10 protein-coding genes and 4 tRNA genes are annotated in these 18303 nt (G+C 62.0%); all 14 read left to right on the top strand.

Going from position 1 to position 18303, the window contains the following annotated elements; all coding sequences use genetic code 11:
• The first annotated feature begins 2221 nt into the window (after positions 1-2221).
• A tRNA-Tyr gene (locus DFS13_RS24260) sits at positions 2222-2307 on the top strand.
• A gap of 43 nt (positions 2308-2350) precedes the next feature.
• Positions 2351-2424: transfer RNA gene (locus DFS13_RS24265), tRNA-Gly, on the top strand.
• A gap of 22 nt (positions 2425-2446) precedes the next feature.
• Positions 2447-2521, top strand: a tRNA-Thr gene (locus DFS13_RS24270).
• A gap of 66 nt (positions 2522-2587) precedes the next feature.
• Positions 2588-3778 (top strand): elongation factor Tu, encoded by a 1191-nt coding sequence (gene tuf / locus DFS13_RS24275; RefSeq protein WP_006482910.1) that lies wholly within the window; start codon positions 2588-2590, stop codon positions 3776-3778.
• A gap of 59 nt (positions 3779-3837) precedes the next feature.
• Positions 3838-3913, top strand: a tRNA-Trp gene (locus tag DFS13_RS24280).
• Between the two features lie 42 nt (positions 3914-3955).
• Positions 3956-4336 (top strand): preprotein translocase subunit SecE, encoded by a 381-nt coding sequence (secE, locus tag DFS13_RS24285; protein WP_006482892.1) that lies wholly within the window; start codon positions 3956-3958, stop codon positions 4334-4336.
• A 1-nt stretch (position 4337) separates the two neighbouring features.
• Positions 4338-4895, top strand: a complete 558-nt coding sequence (nusG, locus tag DFS13_RS24290; RefSeq protein ID WP_006400672.1) for a transcription termination/antitermination protein NusG — start codon at positions 4338-4340, stop codon at positions 4893-4895.
• Positions 4896-5036: 141 nt separating this feature from the next.
• Positions 5037-5468, top strand: coding sequence for a 50S ribosomal protein L11 (rplK, locus tag DFS13_RS24295; RefSeq protein WP_006477201.1), 432 nt, complete (start codon positions 5037-5039; stop codon positions 5466-5468).
• Positions 5469-6167 (top strand): 50S ribosomal protein L1, encoded by a 699-nt coding sequence (rplA, locus tag DFS13_RS24300; protein WP_006482906.1) that lies wholly within the window; start codon positions 5469-5471, stop codon positions 6165-6167. It begins immediately after the preceding gene.
• Between the two features lie 309 nt (positions 6168-6476).
• On the top strand, positions 6477-6974 hold the full coding sequence (gene rplJ / locus DFS13_RS24305; protein WP_006482916.1) for a 50S ribosomal protein L10: 498 nt from the start codon (positions 6477-6479) through the stop codon (positions 6972-6974).
• A gap of 63 nt (positions 6975-7037) precedes the next feature.
• Complete coding sequence (rplL, locus tag DFS13_RS24310; RefSeq protein ID WP_006482911.1) at positions 7038-7412, top strand: 50S ribosomal protein L7/L12; 375 nt, start codon at positions 7038-7040, stop codon at positions 7410-7412.
• A 381-nt stretch (positions 7413-7793) separates the two neighbouring features.
• Complete coding sequence (gene rpoB, locus DFS13_RS24315; RefSeq protein ID WP_006482874.1) at positions 7794-11900, top strand: DNA-directed RNA polymerase subunit beta; 4107 nt, start codon at positions 7794-7796, stop codon at positions 11898-11900.
• Between the two features lie 21 nt (positions 11901-11921).
• Entirely contained in the window at positions 11922-16163 is a 4242-nt protein-coding gene (gene rpoC, locus DFS13_RS24320; protein WP_006482896.1) for a DNA-directed RNA polymerase subunit beta', read from the top strand.
• A gap of 279 nt (positions 16164-16442) precedes the next feature.
• Positions 16443-18290, top strand: coding sequence for a DNA helicase RecQ (recQ, locus tag DFS13_RS24325; RefSeq protein WP_006493356.1), 1848 nt, complete (start codon positions 16443-16445; stop codon positions 18288-18290).
• Positions 18291-18303 lie beyond the last annotated feature (13 nt).

The raw sequence follows: 18303 nt of genomic DNA on the forward strand, positions 1-18303 counted from the left end.
CGAACAGGACCGTGAAACGACTCTACGCCGATGATAGTGCGGATTCCCGTGTGAAAGTAGGTAATCGTCAGGCTCCCTAAGCCAGAAACCCCCGCCCGACAAGGCGGGGGTTTTTGCATTGGCGCGCCAAAAAAGCATGCGGCGAAGCGCCGTGTGGCACGAGTTGGGTGTCGAAGGCGTTGGCTCAAATCGAAATCGTCTCCTCGAGATTGGCCAACTGCATCTCGCCCGTCGGGATGCCTGTACGTCAGCAACTGATGTTGCTGAAATCCCGAACCTTCTATTTTTCGTTTGTGTCGGCGGCCATCAGGTCCGCGGCGAGAAATCGCCTTGGGCAACTTCGCCAGAGTAATCTTCCGTCCGGCCTTGCTCGACACAGGCGCCCGCCAGGTCTGGCTAACTCCCGTCACCCGATAATCGATCAACGCGCCTTGATCGCCGGTGTATCGAGCGCGTCTTCTGCCTCGGTGCGCTGCGTATATCGCGTGGCAGCGGATGCGCCCTGCGCTCGCTCTATCTCCCGCGGGTTGGTGGCAAGAACGGGCGGGATGTCCGCGCGTCCGGCTCTCTTGTCGCAAGCGCCAAATGTGCGTGCGTTCCTCGCGAAACCACGCAACCGGGCTGCGTCGCGCCAGGGAGGCGCGGCGTTGCTATTAGGCGGCATTTCCGTTCTAACTCGCCATATCTCCGCCTGAAATAACCCTATCGGGCCGCGACCTACGCTTGAGTCGCGGCCGACGGTCCGCCGAGCCGTGTGCGTATCGCGGGGCCAAAGAAGATCAAAAAGCGGTGCGATTCTTCTCGACGGTCACCCCTTGATCGTTCGGGAACGCGTAAATTTCCCCGATAAGCGGATAGGTAGCCTCACCTCCGTGGCCTCGCCCTTTTCCCATCGATGTGAAGGATGTGCTGTCGGCGTCGACGCCTAGAGCGCATTTTGTGCGCACCGTATTCGGATCGCCGGGCAGAGAGTCTCCCGCAGATGGAGGCTGCAGCGTCGTGTTCCGGTCGTGAGTCCGGGGCAGCTCGAACACTGCCGGACAGCGCACGTCGGATGTCGACGCTCCTGCGCCATCTATACGCTTTCCAATGTCTTTGGGAGCGTGTGGCGTGACGGCGGCTCATCCGTGGAGCGCGGCGCCGACATTGGCGGCGCAGTTGGACGTGGCGGGCACCATACGAACAGCTGTGATGTCTCGGTGTACGCCGAAGATTCGCCGCGATGCCGATTCGATGCTGACGCTGAGCGGTTTGCACGACGAGACACAGCGATGCCGACCGGCGGAACGTTCGACGCGGCGGTAGCAAGGCCAGAGAGAGGCCTGGACCAGGGCACGCGTCGCCTGCAGTGCCCGCAAGCAGGGCAGCGGGACGTGCAGAACCGTCGGGTTCATCCCTCGAGACGGCATCGAGCCATCGCTTCCCGATTCCGCTGTTGTGCCGCGAGAGAGCCGGCGCGTGCCGACCCACACATCAAGGAATCGAGCGCTGGCTTCAATCGTTGATGCTCCCCAACCGCGGAGCATGTCGCCGGTAACGCCGGTGCAGCCGAGAGTGCTGGCTGTCGAATCGTCCCGATCGGCCTCGAGCGGGCACCAAGTCTGCCGAAGCCGCGGCATGTCGCTGCACCACAAAGGAATGCCGTTACAGAGCAAGCGCGGCATATGAAGGAAGCAGGCTGGCGCGTGGAGATGGGCACCGGAGGGAGGCCGGCGATTCGGGACGATATCGTGCCCCCGGGAAAGTCGTCGAACGCAACAGGGTGATCGAATTCGGCAATGAGGCCGGTTCGCCCCGATTGCGGAAGGGGGCGCGAAAGCATTTGTCCCCATGTTGGCCTGGATCGGGGCAGGCAGCCTGCAGTGCTCGCTACAAAGCCGCTATTTCCTGCAAGAAGCGCTAACTAACCTCCCGTGAACCCCCGACGCCCGGCTGGCCGAACACGCCCGGCACGAAATTTGCCGAAATTTTGTGTCTACCCGCTTGGCATTGTGCGAAAGAGGCCGTATGATGGCGGTCTTTCGTTTTTAGCGCAGATGCAGATCCGCGCTGAAGGCGGAGTCTGACGAAGATGTGGCGCCGGTCGGCAACATCTCGCGCTTGCCTTAGCCGGGCAAGGGCGGGGATCGGCGGGAAGCAGGAGTCGGGAAGAAAGTGAAAATAATCTTCCGGATATGCTTGACAGGAGTGCGATGCACCCCCATAATCGTCAGTTCTCTACGGAGGGGTGCCCGAGTGGCTAAAGGGGGCAGACTGTAAATCTGTTGGCTTACGCCTACGTTGGTTCGAATCCAACCTCCTCCACCAAGATATCAGCGCAGTGAGCGGTAAGGAATCGTTAGTGGCCCGTGCGGGTGTAGCTCAATGGTAGAGCAGAAGCCTTCCAAGCTTACGACGAGGGTTCGATTCCCTTCACCCGCTCCAGACCGCTAAGTTGAAGCGTAGCGCCCATGTGGCTCAGTGGTAGAGCACTCCCTTGGTAAGGGAGAGGTCGGCAGTTCGATCCTGCCCATGGGCACCAGCAGTAAAAAGTCAGTGTCTTGTTTGCGCGCGGCGCAACCTGTGAAATTCCTTTTGGGAGTTGAAAATGGCCAAGGAAAAGTTTGAGCGGACCAAGCCGCACGTGAACGTTGGTACGATTGGTCACGTTGACCACGGCAAGACGACGCTGACGGCAGCGATCACGACGGTTCTGACGAAGAAGTTCGGCGGCGAAGCGAAGGCATACGACCAGATCGACGCGGCACCGGAAGAAAAGGCGCGCGGCATCACGATCAACACGGCGCACGTCGAGTACGAAACGGCTAACCGCCACTACGCACACGTCGACTGCCCGGGCCACGCTGACTATGTGAAGAACATGATCACGGGCGCGGCGCAGATGGACGGTGCGATCCTGGTTTGCTCGGCAGCAGACGGCCCGATGCCGCAAACGCGTGAGCACATCCTGCTGGCGCGTCAGGTTGGCGTTCCGTACATCATCGTGTTCCTGAACAAGTGCGACATGGTGGACGACGCTGAACTGCTCGAGCTGGTCGAGATGGAAGTTCGCGAACTGCTGTCGAAGTACGACTTCCCGGGCGACGACACGCCGATCGTGAAGGGTTCGGCGAAGCTGGCGCTGGAAGGCGACACGGGCGAGCTGGGCGAAGTGGCGATCATGAGCCTGGCCGACGCGCTGGACACGTACATCCCGACGCCGGAGCGTGCAGTTGACGGCGCGTTCCTGATGCCGGTGGAAGACGTGTTCTCGATCTCGGGCCGTGGTACGGTGGTGACGGGTCGTGTCGAGCGCGGCATCGTGAAGGTCGGCGAGGAAATCGAAATCGTCGGTATCAAGCCGACGGTGAAGACGACCTGCACGGGCGTTGAAATGTTCCGCAAGCTGCTGGACCAAGGTCAGGCAGGCGACAACGTGGGTATCCTGCTGCGCGGCACGAAGCGTGAAGACGTGGAGCGTGGCCAGGTTCTGGCGAAGCCGGGTTCGATCACGCCGCACACGCACTTCACGGCTGAAGTGTACGTGCTGAGCAAGGACGAAGGCGGCCGTCACACGCCGTTCTTCAACAACTACCGTCCGCAGTTCTACTTCCGTACGACGGACGTGACGGGCTCGATCGAGCTGCCGAAGGACAAGGAAATGGTGATGCCGGGCGACAACGTGTCGATCACGGTGAAGCTGATCGCTCCGATCGCGATGGAAGAAGGTCTGCGCTTCGCGATCCGCGAAGGCGGCCGTACGGTCGGCGCCGGCGTCGTCGCCAAGATCATCGAGTAAGCCAGTTATTCGTTGATCGACAGTTTTGGGGCTGGCATCAGCCGGCCCCAACATGGTTTAGGGGTATAGCTCAACTGGCAGAGCGTCGGTCTCCAAAACCGAAGGTTGGGGGTTCGATTCCCTCTGCCCCTGCCAAAAATCGCCACGTGTCCCACGTGGCATTTGTTTTAAGGTGTTATGGCGAATCCATCCGTCGAAACTGTAAATACCTCCGGCGATAAGCTGATGCTGGCCCTGGGCGTATTGCTGGTGTTGGCCGGATTCGTGGGCTTCTTCTGGCTGGCCAATCAGCAGTGGTATGTCCGCGGTGCCGCGTTAGCGGTAGGTATCATCGCCGGCGTGGCCGTCGGGCTGATGTCCGCCCCTGGCAAGAGCCTCATCGCGTTTGCCAAGGATTCGTACAAGGAAGTCCGGAAGGTCGTATGGCCCACCCGCAAGGAAGCAACGCAAACCACACTCGTCGTGTTCGGTTTCGTGCTCGTGATGGCGATTTTCCTCTGGTTGAGCGACAAATCGATCGAATGGGTGATTTTCTCGGCGATTCTGGGTTGGAAATGATATGAGCGATACTCCGGCATCCCCGAGCGGAAAGCGTTGGTACGTCGTGCACGCCTACTCCGGTATGGAGAAGAGCGTGCAACGCGCGCTTCAGGAGCGCATCGAACGTGCTGGCATGCAGGACAAATTCGGTCAGATCCTGGTCCCGACCGAAGAAGTGGTCGAAGTCAAAGGCGGCCACAAGGCAGTGACCGAGCGTCGTTTCTTCCCCGGCTACGTGCTGGTGGAAATGGAAATGACGGACGAAACGTGGCACCTCGTGAAGAACACGGCGAAGGTCACCGGTTTCGTCGGCGGTGCGCGTAACCGCCCGACCCCGATTTCCCCGAAGGAAGTCGAGAAGATCATGTCGCAGATGCAGGAAGGCGTCGAAAAGCCGCGCCCGAAGACCCTGTTCGAAGTCGGCGAGATGGTGCGCGTCAAGGAAGGCCCGTTCACGGACTTCAACGGCACCGTCGAAGAAGTCAACTACGAAAAATCGCGTGTGCGTGTGTCGGTCACGATTTTTGGCCGATCCACCCCGGTCGAACTCGAATTCGGCCAGGTCGAAAAAGTTTGATCCCGATTCGGTGGGCAGCCTCGGCTGCCCACCTTCGCGCTTACGGCCCGCGTCATGGCCGTTGAGGAGCGTCAGTAGCCAGCGGCGAAAGCGCGTTATCACTCACCGAACGCCTTCTCCGGCGTTCCAATGAGGTTTCAAATGGCAAAGAAGATTATCGGCTTTATCAAGCTGCAGATCCCTGCAGGTAAAGCCAACCCGTCGCCGCCGGTCGGTCCGGCACTGGGCCAGCGCGGCCTGAACATCATGGAGTTCTGCAAGGCGTTCAACGCGCAGACTCAAGGCATGGAGCCGGGTCTGCCGGTGCCGGTGGTCATCACGGCATTCGCTGACAAGAGCTTCACGTTCGTGATGAAGACGCCGCCGGCGACCGTCCTGATCAAGAAGGCGGCGAAGGTGGACAAGGGCTCGAGCAAGCCGCACACCGACAAGGTCGGTTCGATCACGCGCGCTCAAGCCGAAGAAATCGCGAAGACCAAGATGCCGGACCTTACGGCAGCTGATCTGGACGCAGCCGTTCGCACCATCGCTGGTAGCGCACGCTCGATGGGTATCACTGTGGAGGGCGTGTAAATGGCTAAGATCTCCAAGCGCCGTCAGGCATTTGCCGCCAAGGTCGACCGTCAGAAGCTGTACGCGATCGAAGACGCACTGAGCCTCGTGAAGGAATGCGCGAGCGCGAAGTTCGACGAGTCGATCGACGTCGCAGTCCAGCTCGGCATCGATGCGAAGAAGTCGGACCAGGTCGTTCGTGGTTCGGTCGTTCTGCCGGCAGGTACGGGCAAGTCGGTTCGCGTTGCCGTGTTCGCGCAAGGCGAAAAGGCCGAGCAGGCTCGTGCAGCAGGCGCGGAAATCGTCGGTATGGAAGACCTGGCTGAGCAGATCAAGGCTGGCCAGATGGACTTCGATATCGTGATCGCTTCGCCGGACACGATGCGTATCGTCGGTACGCTCGGCCAGATCCTCGGCCCGCGCGGCCTGATGCCGAACCCGAAGGTCGGTACGGTCACGCCGGACGTCGCCACCGCCGTCAAGAACGCGAAGGCTGGTCAGGTGCAATTCCGTGTCGACAAGGCCGGTATCATCCACGCGACCATCGGCCGTGCATCGTTCGAGCCGACCGCGCTGCGTTCGAACCTGTCGGCGCTGATCGAAGCGCTGCAGAAGGCAAAGCCGGCAACGAGCAAGGGCGTGTACCTGCGCAAGATCGCACTGTCGAGCACGATGGGCGTCGGCGTGCGTGTCGACCAGGCTACGCTGGCAGCACAGTAAGCAAGTATTCGGGCCGTTTCGTTCGCGAAGCGGCCCACATGGGCTTTGGGCGGTTGTCCGTGCAGCAGGGCGGACAACCGGTTATCAAAGACCGTTGGTGGGGCGCAGCAGTCGGGTGATCCCCTTAATTCAAGCCAACGCAGATGGCGAACCCGAAAAAGTTTTGCAGTGGTGAAGCCGCAGGCCGCGAAGCGATTCGCGGCGTGAGGTGGAAATACTCCTAACGAGGTCGGACGCCGTTGTTGAACGAGGTACGTGAGGTTTCGGCCATGCCGGCCATGCCGAACGTATCGTTTCTGGAGGCTAACCGTGCCGCTTAATAGAGAAGACAAGCAAGCCGTCGTCGCTGAGGTTTCCGCGCAAGTCGCGAAGGCCCAGACCGTTGTGCTGGCTGAGTATCGTGGAATTGCGGTTGGCGATCTGACCAAGCTGCGCGCGCAAGCGCGTGAGCAAAAGGTTTACCTGCGCGTGTTGAAGAACACGCTGGCGCGTCGCGCCGTCGAAGGTACGCCGTTTGCTCCGCTGGCAGAGCAGATGACTGGTCCGTTGATCTACGGCATCTCGGAAGATGCAATTGCTGCTGCTAAGGTCGTCAACGACTTCAGCAAGAGCAATGACAAGTTGGTCATCAAGGCTGGTTCGTTCGATGGCAAGGTGATGGACAAGGCTGGCGTGCAAGCGCTGGCAAGCATCCCGAGCCGCGAAGAACTGCTCTCGAAGCTGCTGTTCGTTATGCAAGCGCCTGTTTCGGGCTTCGCGCGTGCTCTGGCCGCGCTGGCCGAGAAGAAGCAAGCGGAAGCTGCATAAGCGAACGTGCATCAGCGTTACTGATCGCTGGCTGTATCCGAATTCAATTTAGGAGTATTTCAAATGGCAATCGCAAAAGAAGACATCCTGGCAGCAGTCGAAGGGATGACCGTTCTGGAACTGAACGAACTGGTCAAGGCGTTCGAAGAGAAGTTTGGCGTGTCGGCAGCTGCAGTGGCAGTCGCTGGCCCGGCAGGCGGCGGCGCTGCTGCTGCTGCAGAAGAGAAGACCGAATTCACGGTCGTCCTGGCTGAAGCCGGCGCCAACAAGGTTTCGGTCATCAAGGCCGTTCGCGAACTGACGGGCCTGGGCCTGAAGGAAGCGAAGGACCTGGTTGACGGTGCACCGAAGCCCATCAAGGAAGGCGTCGACAAGGCTGCTGCTGAAGAAGCCAAGAAGAAGCTGGAAGAAGCTGGCGCGAAGGTCGAAGTCAAGTAAGTTTCGGCGCGCTGTGCGAAGGCTGGCGGTATTTTCACCGCCGGCCTTTTTGTGCTTTGTGGGGACGTTATTCTGGCACTCATTCGGGAGCCCGAATAATCGGCCCCAGAAGCCAAAGAAAACCGCCTGATCGTTGTGATGAATCACGCACGATTGGCGGTTCTCTTTGTCTTCTGAAGCGACTGCAGAAGGCAAGTTTGGTCGGGTAGCGGGCAACACAGGCATCCGCTGCCGTCAGCCAGCGGTTGGTAGCGGCCAACCACCAAGCTTCTCGGCTCGTTCAAGCCGTCGAACGGCCATCGGGTCTCAGTCGGTGAACACTCGGGTTTGAAACGTCCAGGTATTCCGCCTCGATAGCACCCGCCGTGATTCGGAGATCGTATGCAATATTCCTTCACCGAGAAGAAGCGCATTCGCAAGAGTTTCGCGAAGCGCCCCATCGTTCACCAAGTTCCGTTCTTGCTGGCTACTCAGCTTGAATCATTCAGCACGTTTCTGCAAGCCGATGTGCCCGCGACGCAACGTAAGCCCGAGGGTTTGCAGGCCGCGTTCACGTCGGTATTTCCCATTGTTTCGCACAACGGTTTCGCGCGCCTCGAGTTCGTGAGCTATGCGCTGTCCTCGCCGGCATTCAACATCAAGGAATGCCAGCAGCGAGGCCTGACGTACTGCTCCGCGCTGCGCGCGAAGGTCCGCCTCGTCATCCTCGACAAGGAATCGCCGAACAAGCCGGTCGTCAAGGAAGTGAAGGAGCAGGAAGTGTACATGGGCGAAATTCCGCTCATGACGCCGACGGGCTCGTTCGTCATCAACGGCACCGAGCGTGTCATCGTCTCGCAGCTGCATCGTTCGCCTGGCGTGTTCTTCGAACACGACAAGGGCAAGACGCACAGCTCGGGCAAGCTGCTGTTCTCGGCACGGATCATTCCGTACCGCGGTTCGTGGCTCGACTTCGAATTCGATCCGAAGGACATCCTGTACTTCCGCGTCGACCGTCGCCGCAAGATGCCGGTCACGATCCTGCTGAAGGCCATCGGCCTGACGCCGGAACAGATCCTCGCGAACTTCTTCGTGTTCGACAATTTCACGCTGATGGACGAAGGCGCGCAACTCGAGTTCGTGCCCGAGCGCCTGCGTGGTGAAGTCGCGCGTTTCGACATCACGGATCGTGATGGCAAGGTCATCGTCCAGAAGGACAAGCGGATCAACGCGAAGCACATTCGCGACCTCGAAGCCGCGAAGACCAAGTTCATCTCGGTGCCGGAAGACTATCTGCTCGGCCGCGTGCTGGCGAAGAACGTCGTCGACGGCGACACCGGCGAAGTGATCGCGAGCGCGAACGACGAAGTCACGGAAAGCGTGCTCGAGAAGCTGCGCGAAGCGGGCATCAAGGACATCCAGACGCTCTACACGAACGATCTGGATCAGGGCCCGTACATCTCGTCGACGCTGCGTGTCGACGAAACGACCGACAAGACGGCCGCGCGCATCGCGATCTACCGCATGATGCGTCCGGGCGAGCCGCCGACCGAAGAAGCGGTCGAGGCCCTGTTCAACCGTCTGTTCTACAGCGAAGAAGCGTACGACCTGTCGAAGGTCGGCCGCATGAAGTTCAACCGCCGCGTCGGCCGTGACGAGATCGTCGGCCCGATGACGCTGCAGGACGACGACATCCTCGCGACGATCAAGATCCTCGTCGAGCTGCGCAACGGCAAGGGCGAAGTGGACGACATCGACCACCTCGGCAACCGTCGCGTGCGTTGCGTCGGCGAACTGGCGGAAAACCAGTTCCGCGCCGGTCTCGTGCGTGTCGAGCGCGCGGTCAAGGAACGCCTCGGCCAGGCCGAAAGCGAAAACCTGATGCCGCACGACCTGATCAACTCGAAGCCGATTTCGTCGGCGATTCGCGAGTTCTTCGGCTCGTCGCAGCTGTCGCAGTTCATGGACCAGACCAACCCGCTGTCGGAAATCACGCACAAGCGCCGTGTTTCCGCACTGGGCCCGGGCGGTCTGACGCGCGAACGCGCAGGCTTCGAAGTCCGCGACGTGCACCCGACCCACTACGGCCGCGTGTGCCCGATCGAAACGCCGGAAGGTCCGAACATCGGCCTGATCAACTCGCTCGCGCTGTACGCGCACCTGAACGAGTACGGCTTCCTCGAGACGCCGTACCGCAAGGTCGTGGACAGCAAGGTGACCGATCAGATCGACTACCTGTCGGCGATCGAGGAAGGCCGCTACATGATCGCTCAGGCGAACGCCGCGATCGACGAAGACGGCCGACTCATCGACGAACTCGTGTCGTCGCGCGAAGCCGGCGAAACGATGATGGTCACGCCGGACCGTATCCAGTACATGGACGTCGCGCCGTCGCAGATCGTGTCGGTGGCCGCATCGCTGATTCCGTTCCTCGAGCACGATGACGCGAACCGCGCGCTGATGGGCTCGAACATGCAGCGTCAGGCCGTGCCGTGTCTGCGTCCGGAAAAGCCGGTCGTCGGTACGGGCATCGAGCGCACCTGCGCGGTCGACTCGGGTACGACGGTCCAGGCGTTCCGCGGCGGTGTGGTCGACTACGTCGACGCAGGCCGTATCGTGATTCGCGTGAACGACGACGAAGCAGTCGCGGGTGAAGTTGGTGTCGACATCTACAACCTGATCAAGTACACGCGTTCGAACCAGAACACGAACATCAACCAGCGTCCGATCGTGAAGATGGGCGACAAGGTCTCGCGCGGCGACGTGCTGGCCGACGGCGCCTCGACGGACCTGGGCGAGCTCGCGCTCGGCCAGAACATGCTGATCGCGTTCATGCCGTGGAACGGCTACAACTTCGAGGATTCGATCCTGATCTCGGAGAAGGTGGTCGCGGACGATCGCTACACGTCGATCCACATCGAAGAGCTGAACGTCGTTGCACGCGACACGAAGCTCGGGCCGGAAGAAATCACGCGCGACATCTCGAACCTGGCGGAAGTCCAGCTCGGCCGTCTCGACGAATCGGGCATCGTGTACATCGGTGCTGAAGTCGAAGCAGGCGACGTGCTGGTCGGCAAGGTCACGCCGAAGGGCGAGACCCAGCTGACGCCGGAAGAGAAGCTGCTGCGCGCGATCTTCGGCGAGAAGGCTTCGGACGTGAAGGACACGTCGCTGCGCGTGCCGTCGGGCATGAGCGGCACCGTGATCGACGTCCAGGTGTTCACGCGTGAAGGCATCCAGCGCGACAAGCGTGCGCAACAGATCATCGACGACGAACTGAAGCGCTACCGTCTCGACCTGAACGACCAGCTGCGCATCGTGGAAGGCGACGCATTCCAGCGTCTCGCCCGCATGCTCGTGGGCAAGGTCGCGAACGGCGGTCCGAAGAAGCTCGCGAAGGGCACGAAGATCGACCAGGCTTACCTGGAAGATCTCGACCACTACCACTGGTTCGACATCCGCCTCGCGGACGACGAAGCAGCGGCATCGCTCGAAGCGATCAAGAACTCGATCGAAGAGAAGCGCCACCAGTTCGATCTCGCGTTCGAAGAAAAGCGCAAGAAGCTCACGCAAGGCGACGAACTGCCGCCGGGCGTGCTGAAGATGGTCAAGGTGTACCTCGCGGTGAAGCGCCGTCTGCAGCCTGGCGACAAGATGGCAGGCCGTCACGGTAACAAGGGTGTCGTGTCGAAGATCGTCCCGATCGAAGACATGCCGTACATGGCCGATGGCCGTCCGGCAGACGTCGTGCTGAACCCGCTCGGCGTGCCGTCGCGGATGAACGTGGGTCAGGTTCTGGAAGTGCACCTCGGCTGGGCCGCGAAGGGCCTCGGCTGGCGTATCGGCGAAATGCTGCAGCGTCAGGCGAAGATCGAGGAACTGCGCACGTTCCTGACGAAGATCTACAACGAGTCGGGCCGCCAGGAAGATCTGGAGAGCTTCACCGACGACGAGATCCTCGAACTCGCGAAGAACCTGCGCGAAGGCGTGCCGTTCGCGACGCCGGTGTTCGACGGTGCGACCGAGGAAGAAATGGGCAAGATGCTCGACCTCGCGTTCCCGGACGACATCGCCGAACAGCTCGGCATGAACCCGTCAAAGAACCAGGTCCGTCTGTACGACGGCCGCACGGGTGAAATGTTCGAACGTCGCGTGACGCTCGGCTACATGCACTACCTGAAGCTGCACCACCTGGTCGACGACAAGATGCACGCGCGTTCGACCGGCCCGTACTCGCTCGTCACGCAGCAGCCGCTGGGTGGTAAGGCGCAGTTCGGTGGCCAGCGTTTCGGTGAAATGGAAGTGTGGGCACTCGAAGCGTACGGCGCGTCCTACGTGCTGCAGGAAATGCTGACGGTGAAGTCGGACGACGTGACCGGCCGGACGAAGGTGTACGAAAACCTCGTCAAGGGCGACCACGTGATCGATGCAGGCATGCCGGAATCCTTCAACGTGCTCGTGAAGGAAATCCGCTCGCTCGGTATCGATATCGATCTCGACCGCAATTAATCGGACTACGGAGAGAAAGCAATGAAAGCTCTGCTCGATCTATTCAAGCAAGTCCAACAGGAAGAAGTTTTCGACGCGATCAAGATCGGTCTGGCCTCGCCCGACAAGATCCGTTCGTGGTCGTTCGGCGAAGTGAAGAAGCCGGAGACCATCAACTACCGTACGTTCAAGCCGGAACGCGATGGTCTGTTCTGCGCGAAGATCTTCGGGCCGATCAAGGACTACGAGTGCCTGTGCGGCAAGTACAAGCGCCTGAAGCACCGCGGCGTGATCTGCGAGAAGTGCGGCGTCGAAGTGACGCTGGCGAAGGTGCGTCGCGAACGGATGGGCCACATCGAGCTGGCCTCGCCGGTCGCGCACATCTGGTTCCTGAAGTCGCTGCCGTCGCGTCTGGGCATGGTGCTCGACATGACGCTGCGCGACATCGAACGCGTGCTGTACTTCGAAGCGTACGTGGTGATCGAACCGGGCATGACGCCGCTGAAGGCGCGGCAGATCATGACCGAGGAGGATTACTACAACAAGGTCGAGGAATACGGCGACGAATTCCGTGCCGAAATGGGCGCGGAAGGCGTGCGTGAACTGCTGCGCGCGATCAACATCGACGAGCAGGTCGAGACGCTGCGCACCGAGCTGAAGAACACGGGCTCGGAAGCGAAGATCAAGAAGTACGCGAAGCGCCTGAAGGTCCTCGAGGCATTCCAGCGTTCGGGCATCAAGCCCGAGTGGATGATCCTCGAAGTGCTGCCGGTGCTGCCGCCGGAACTGCGTCCGCTCGTGCCGCTGGACGGCGGCCGTTTCGCGACGTCGGACCTGAACGACCTGTATCGCCGCGTGATCAACCGTAACAACCGGTTGAAGCGTCTGCTCGAGCTGAAGGCGCCTGAAATCATCGTCCGCAACGAAAAGCGGATGCTGCAGGAAGCCGTCGACTCGCTGCTCGACAACGGTCGTCGCGGCAAGGCGATGACGGGCGCGAACAAGCGTCCGCTGAAGTCGCTCGCCGACATGATCAAGGGCAAGGGCGGTCGTTTCCGTCAGAACCTGCTGGGCAAGCGCGTCGACTACTCGGGCCGTTCGGTCATCGTGGTCGGCCCGACGCTGAAGCTGCACCAGTGCGGCCTGCCGAAGCTGATGGCGCTCGAGCTGTTCAAGCCGTTCATCTTCAACAAGCTGGAAGTGATGGGGGTAGCTACGACCATCAAGGCTGCGAAGAAGGAGGTCGAGAACCAGACGCCGGTGGTGTGGGACATCCTCGAAGAGGTGATCCGCGAGCACCCGGTGATGCTGAACCGTGCGCCGACGCTGCACCGTCTTGGTATCCAGGCGTTCGAGCCGGTGCTGATCGAAGGCAAGGCAATCCAGCTGCACCCGCTCGTCTGCGCGGCGTTCAACGCCGACTTCGACGGTGACCAGATGGCCGTTCACGTGCCGCTGTCGCTCGAAGCGCAGATGGAAGCGCGCACGCTGATGCTCGCGTCGAACAACGTGCTGTTCCCGGCCAACGGCGATCCGTCGATCGTGCCGTCGCAGGATATCGTGCTGGGTCTGTACTACGCGACCCGCGAAGCGATCAACGGCAAGGGCGAAGGCCTGTCGTTCACGGGCGTGTCGGAAGTCATCCGCGCGTACGAGAACAAGGAAGTCGAGCTGGCCTCGCGCGTCAACGTGCGGATCACCGAAATGGTCCGCAACGAGGACACGTCGGAAGGCGCGCCGGAATTCGTGCCGAAGATCACGCTGTACGCGACGACCGTCGGCCGCGCGATCCTGTCGGAGATCCTGCCGCACGGCCTGCCGTTCTCGGTGCTGAACAAGCCGCTGAAGAAGAAGGAAATCTCGCGCCTGATCAACACGGCATTCCGCAAGTGCGGTCTGCGCGCGACGGTGGTGTTCGCCGACCAGCTGATGCAGTCGGGTTTCCGTCTCGCGACGCGTGCCGGCATCTCGATCTGCGTGGACGACATGCTCGTGCCGCCGCAGAAGGAAACGATCGTCGGCGACGCCGCGAAGAAGGTGAAGGAGTACGACCGCCAGTACATGTCGGGTCTCGTCACCGCGCAGGAACGCTACAACAACGTGGTCGACATCTGGTCGGCGACGTCGGAAGCGGTCGGCAAGGCGATGATGGAGCAGCTGTCGACGGAGCCGGTGATCGATCGCGACGGCAACGAGACGCGCCAGGAGTCGTTCAACTCGATCTACATGATGGCCGACTCGGGCGCCCGGGGTTCGGCGGTTCAGATTCGTCAGCTGGCCGGTATGCGAGGCCTGATGGCGAAGCCGGACGGCTCGATTATCGAGACGCCGATTACCGCGAACTTCCGCGAAGGTCTGAACGTGTTGCAGTACTTCATCTCGACCCACGGTGCACGTAAGGGTCTGGCTGATACGGCACTGAAGACCGCGAACTCGGGTTACCTGACGCGTCGTCTCGTCGACGTCACGCAGGATCTGGTCGTGGTGGAAGACGATTGCGGCACGTCGAACGGCGTGGCGATGAAGGCGCTGGTCGAAGGCGGTGAAGTCGTCGAAGCGCTGCGCGACCGTATCCTCGGCCGCGTCGCGGTCGCGGACGTCGTGAATCCGGAAACGCAGGAAACGCTGTACGAATCGGGCACGCTGCTCGACGAAACGGCGGTCGAGGAAATCGAACGCCTCGGCATCGACGAAGTGCGCGTGCGCACGCCGCTGACCTGCGAAACGCGTTACGGCCTGTGCGCAGCCTGCTACGGCCGCGACCTAGGCCGCGGCTCGCTCGTGAACGTCGGCGAAGCAGTCGGCGTGATCGCGGCGCAGTCGATCGGTGAACCGGGCACGCAGCTGACGATGCGTACGTTCCACATCGGTGGTGCGGCATCGCGTGCGGCAGTGGCTTCGTCGGTCGAAGCGAAGAGCAACGGTATCGTCCGCTTCACGGCGACGATGCGCTACGTCACGAACGCGAAGGGCGAGCAGATCGTCATTTCCCGTTCGGGCGAAGCGATGATCACCGACGACTTCGGTCGCGAGCGCGAGCGTCACAAAGTGCCGTACGGCGCGACGCTGCTGCAGCTCGACGGCGCGACCATCAAGGCCGGCACGCAGCTCGCCACGTGGGATCCGCTGACGCGCCCGATCATCACCGAGTACGGTGGTACGGTGAAGTTCGAGAACGTCGAGGAAGGCGTGACCGTCGCGAAGCAGATCGACGACGTGACCGGCCTGTCGACGCTGGTCGTGATCGACGTGAAGCGCCGCGGTTCGCAGGCTTCGAAGAGCGTGCGTCCGCAGGTGAAGCTGCTCGACGCGAACGGCGAGGAAGTGAAGATTCCGGGCACGGAGCACGCAGTGCAGATCGGCTTCCAGGTCGGCGCACTGATCACCGTGAAGGATGGTCAGCAGGTGCAGGTCGGTGAAGTGCTCGCACGTATCCCGACGGAAGCGCAGAAGACGCGTGACATTACCGGCGGTCTGCCGCGGGTGGCGGAACTGTTCGAAGCGCGTTCGCCGAAGGATGCCGGCATTCTCGCGGAAGTCACCGGTACGACGTCGTTCGGCAAGGACACGAAGGGCAAGCAGCGTCTCGTCATCACGGACCTCGAGGGCAACCAGCACGAGTTCCTGATCGCGAAGGAAAAGCAGGTTCTGGTTCACGATGCACAGGTCGTCAACAAGGGCGAAATGATCGTGGACGGTCCGGCCGATCCGCACGACATCCTGCGTCTGCAGGGTATCGAGGCGCTGTCGCGCTACATCGTCGACGAAGTGCAGGACGTGTACCGTCTGCAGGGCGTGAAGATCAACGACAAGCACATCGAGGTGATTGTTCGCCAGATGCTGCGTCGTGTGCAGATCACCGACAACGGTGATACGCGCTTCATCCCGGGCGAACAGGTCGAACGTTCCGACATGCTGGACGAGAACGATCGCATGATCGCCGAGGGCAAGCGCCCGGCTTCGTACGACAACGTGCTGCTCGGTATCACGAAGGCATCGCTGTCGACCGACTCGTTCATCTCCGCGGCATCGTTCCAGGAAACGACCCGCGTGCTGACCGAAGCGGCGATCATGGGCAAGCGCGACGATCTGCGCGGCCTGAAGGAAAACGTGATCGTCGGCCGTCTGATTCCGGCCGGTACGGGTCTCGCGTTCCACAAGGCACGCAAGGCGAAGGAATCGTCGGATCGCGAGCGTTTCGACCAGATCGCAGCGGAAGAGGCATTCGACTTCGGCACGCCGAGCGCGCCGGCGGAAGAGCCGCAACACCCGGCAGCCGAGTAAGCGCGGGGCGGCGCAAGCCGCGTTGCCTTGCTATCATCGCTGTCACCGAAACCGCCCGGTTCTGCCGGGCGGTTTTTTTTCATCCTTCGTTCACGCGCATCACGTGCCTGCGCAGCGCCGCGGCACATGCCCGGCGATCGCGTCCGATCCGGCCGCGGCAGGCCCGTGATGCACGCGAACGAACCCTGACCGAACGGCCAACATCGCGCGATTCGCCACGCGTCGCGCGAGCGGGTTGTTAAAATTGCGGTCATCGCTTAGCCGTCCCAGTTCTCATTCATGTCCCGCGCCCTCGAAATACTCGACGAAGTCTTTGGTTATTCCGCCTTTCGCGGCCAGCAGGGCGAGATCGTCGAGCACGTCGCCGGCGGCGGCGATTGCCTCGTGCTGATGCCGACCGGCGGCGGCAAGTCGCTGTGCTACCAGATTCCCGCGCTGCTGCGCCGCGAGGCCGGGCAGGGCGCCGGCATCGTCGTGTCGCCGCTGATCGCGCTGATGCAGGACCAGGTCGCCGCGTTGAGCGAAGTCGGCGTGCGCGCGGCCTACCTGAATTCGACGCTGTCGGGCGCCGAGGCCGCGGCCACCGAGCGCGCGCTGCGCGAAGGCGAAATCGACCTGCTGTACGTCGCGCCGGAGCGCTTGATGACGGGGCGCTTCCTCGAGCTGCTCGAGCGCGCGAAGATCGGCCTGTTCGCAATCGACGAAGCGCACTGCGTGTCGCAATGGGGGCACGATTTCCGCCCGGAATACATCCAGCTGTCGGTGCTGCACGAGCGCTTCCCGTCCGTGCCGCGCATCGCGCTGACCGCCACGGCCGATGCGATCACGCGCGACGAGATCATCCATCGTCTCGCGCTCGACGACGCGCGCGTGTTCGTGTCGAGCTTCGACCGTCCGAACATCCGTTACCGGATCGTCGAAAAGGACAACGCGCGCGCGCAGCTGCTCGACTTCATCCGCGCCGAGCACACGAATGCCGACGGCACGACCGATGCGGGTGTCGTCTATTGCCTGTCGCGCCGCAAGGTCGAGGAAACGGCTGAATGGCTGAAGGCGCAGGGCGTGCGCGCGCTGCCGTATCACGCGGGGATGGAATTCGAGGTGCGGCAGAAGCACCAGGAAATGTTCCAGCGCGAGGAAGGCATCGTGATGTGCGCGACGATCGCGTTCGGCATGGGCATCGACAAGCCCGACGTGCGCTTCGTCGCGCACCTCGATTTGCCGAAGAGCGTCGAAGGCTATTACCAGGAAACCGGCCGCGCCGGCCGCGACGGGATGCCCGCGAACGCGTGGATGGCGTATGGCCTGGGCGACGTCGTCCAGCAACGCAAGATGATCGACGAGTCCGATGCGGACGACGCGCACAAGCGCGTGCAGACGTCGAAGCTCGATGCGCTGCTCGGGTTGTGCGAGACGATCTCGTGCCGCCGCGTGCGGCTGCTGAATTACTTCGGCGAGGCGAGCCAGCCGTGCGGCAACTGCGACACGTGCCTCGAGCCGCCCGCGTCGTGGGATGCGACGCGCGAGGCGCAGATGGCGCTGTCGTGCGTGTTCCGCGCGCAGCGCGCGAGCGGCTTCAATTTCGGCTCGAGCCACCTGATCGAGATCCTGCGCGGCGGGCGTACCGAAAAGGTGTTGCAGCGCGGCCACGACCAGCTCAGCACGTTCGGCATCGGCGCGGCGCTGTCCGAACCCGAGTGGCGCGCGATTTTCCGGCAGCTCGTCGCGTACGGCTACCTGGCGGTCGACCATGGCGGCTTCGGCGCGCTGATGCTGACCGAGGCCGCGAAGCCCGTGCTGAAGAACGAGGAAAAAGTCACGCTGCGCCGCTACGTGAAGCCGCAGCGCACCCGCCAGTCGTCGAGCCGCAGCGGCACGCGCGTCGACCCGACGGCCGGCATGGGCGCCCGCGAGCGTGCGCGGTGGGACGCGCTGCGCGCATGGCGCGCGGAAACCGCGAAGACGGACGGCGTGCCGGCCTACGTGATCTTCCACGACGCGACGCTCGCCGAAATCGCACGCAACGCGCCGGAGACGATCGACGACCTGCGCCACATTCCCGGTATGGGCGTGCGCAAGCTCGAGCGCTTCGGCGACGAGATCATCGACGTCGTCGAATCGGCCTGACACAGCGTTCCGA

Source organism: Burkholderia sp. 28_3, from assembly GCF_003253915.1.
In the GTDB taxonomy this organism is placed as follows: domain Bacteria; phylum Pseudomonadota; class Gammaproteobacteria; order Burkholderiales; family Burkholderiaceae; genus Burkholderia; species Burkholderia cenocepacia.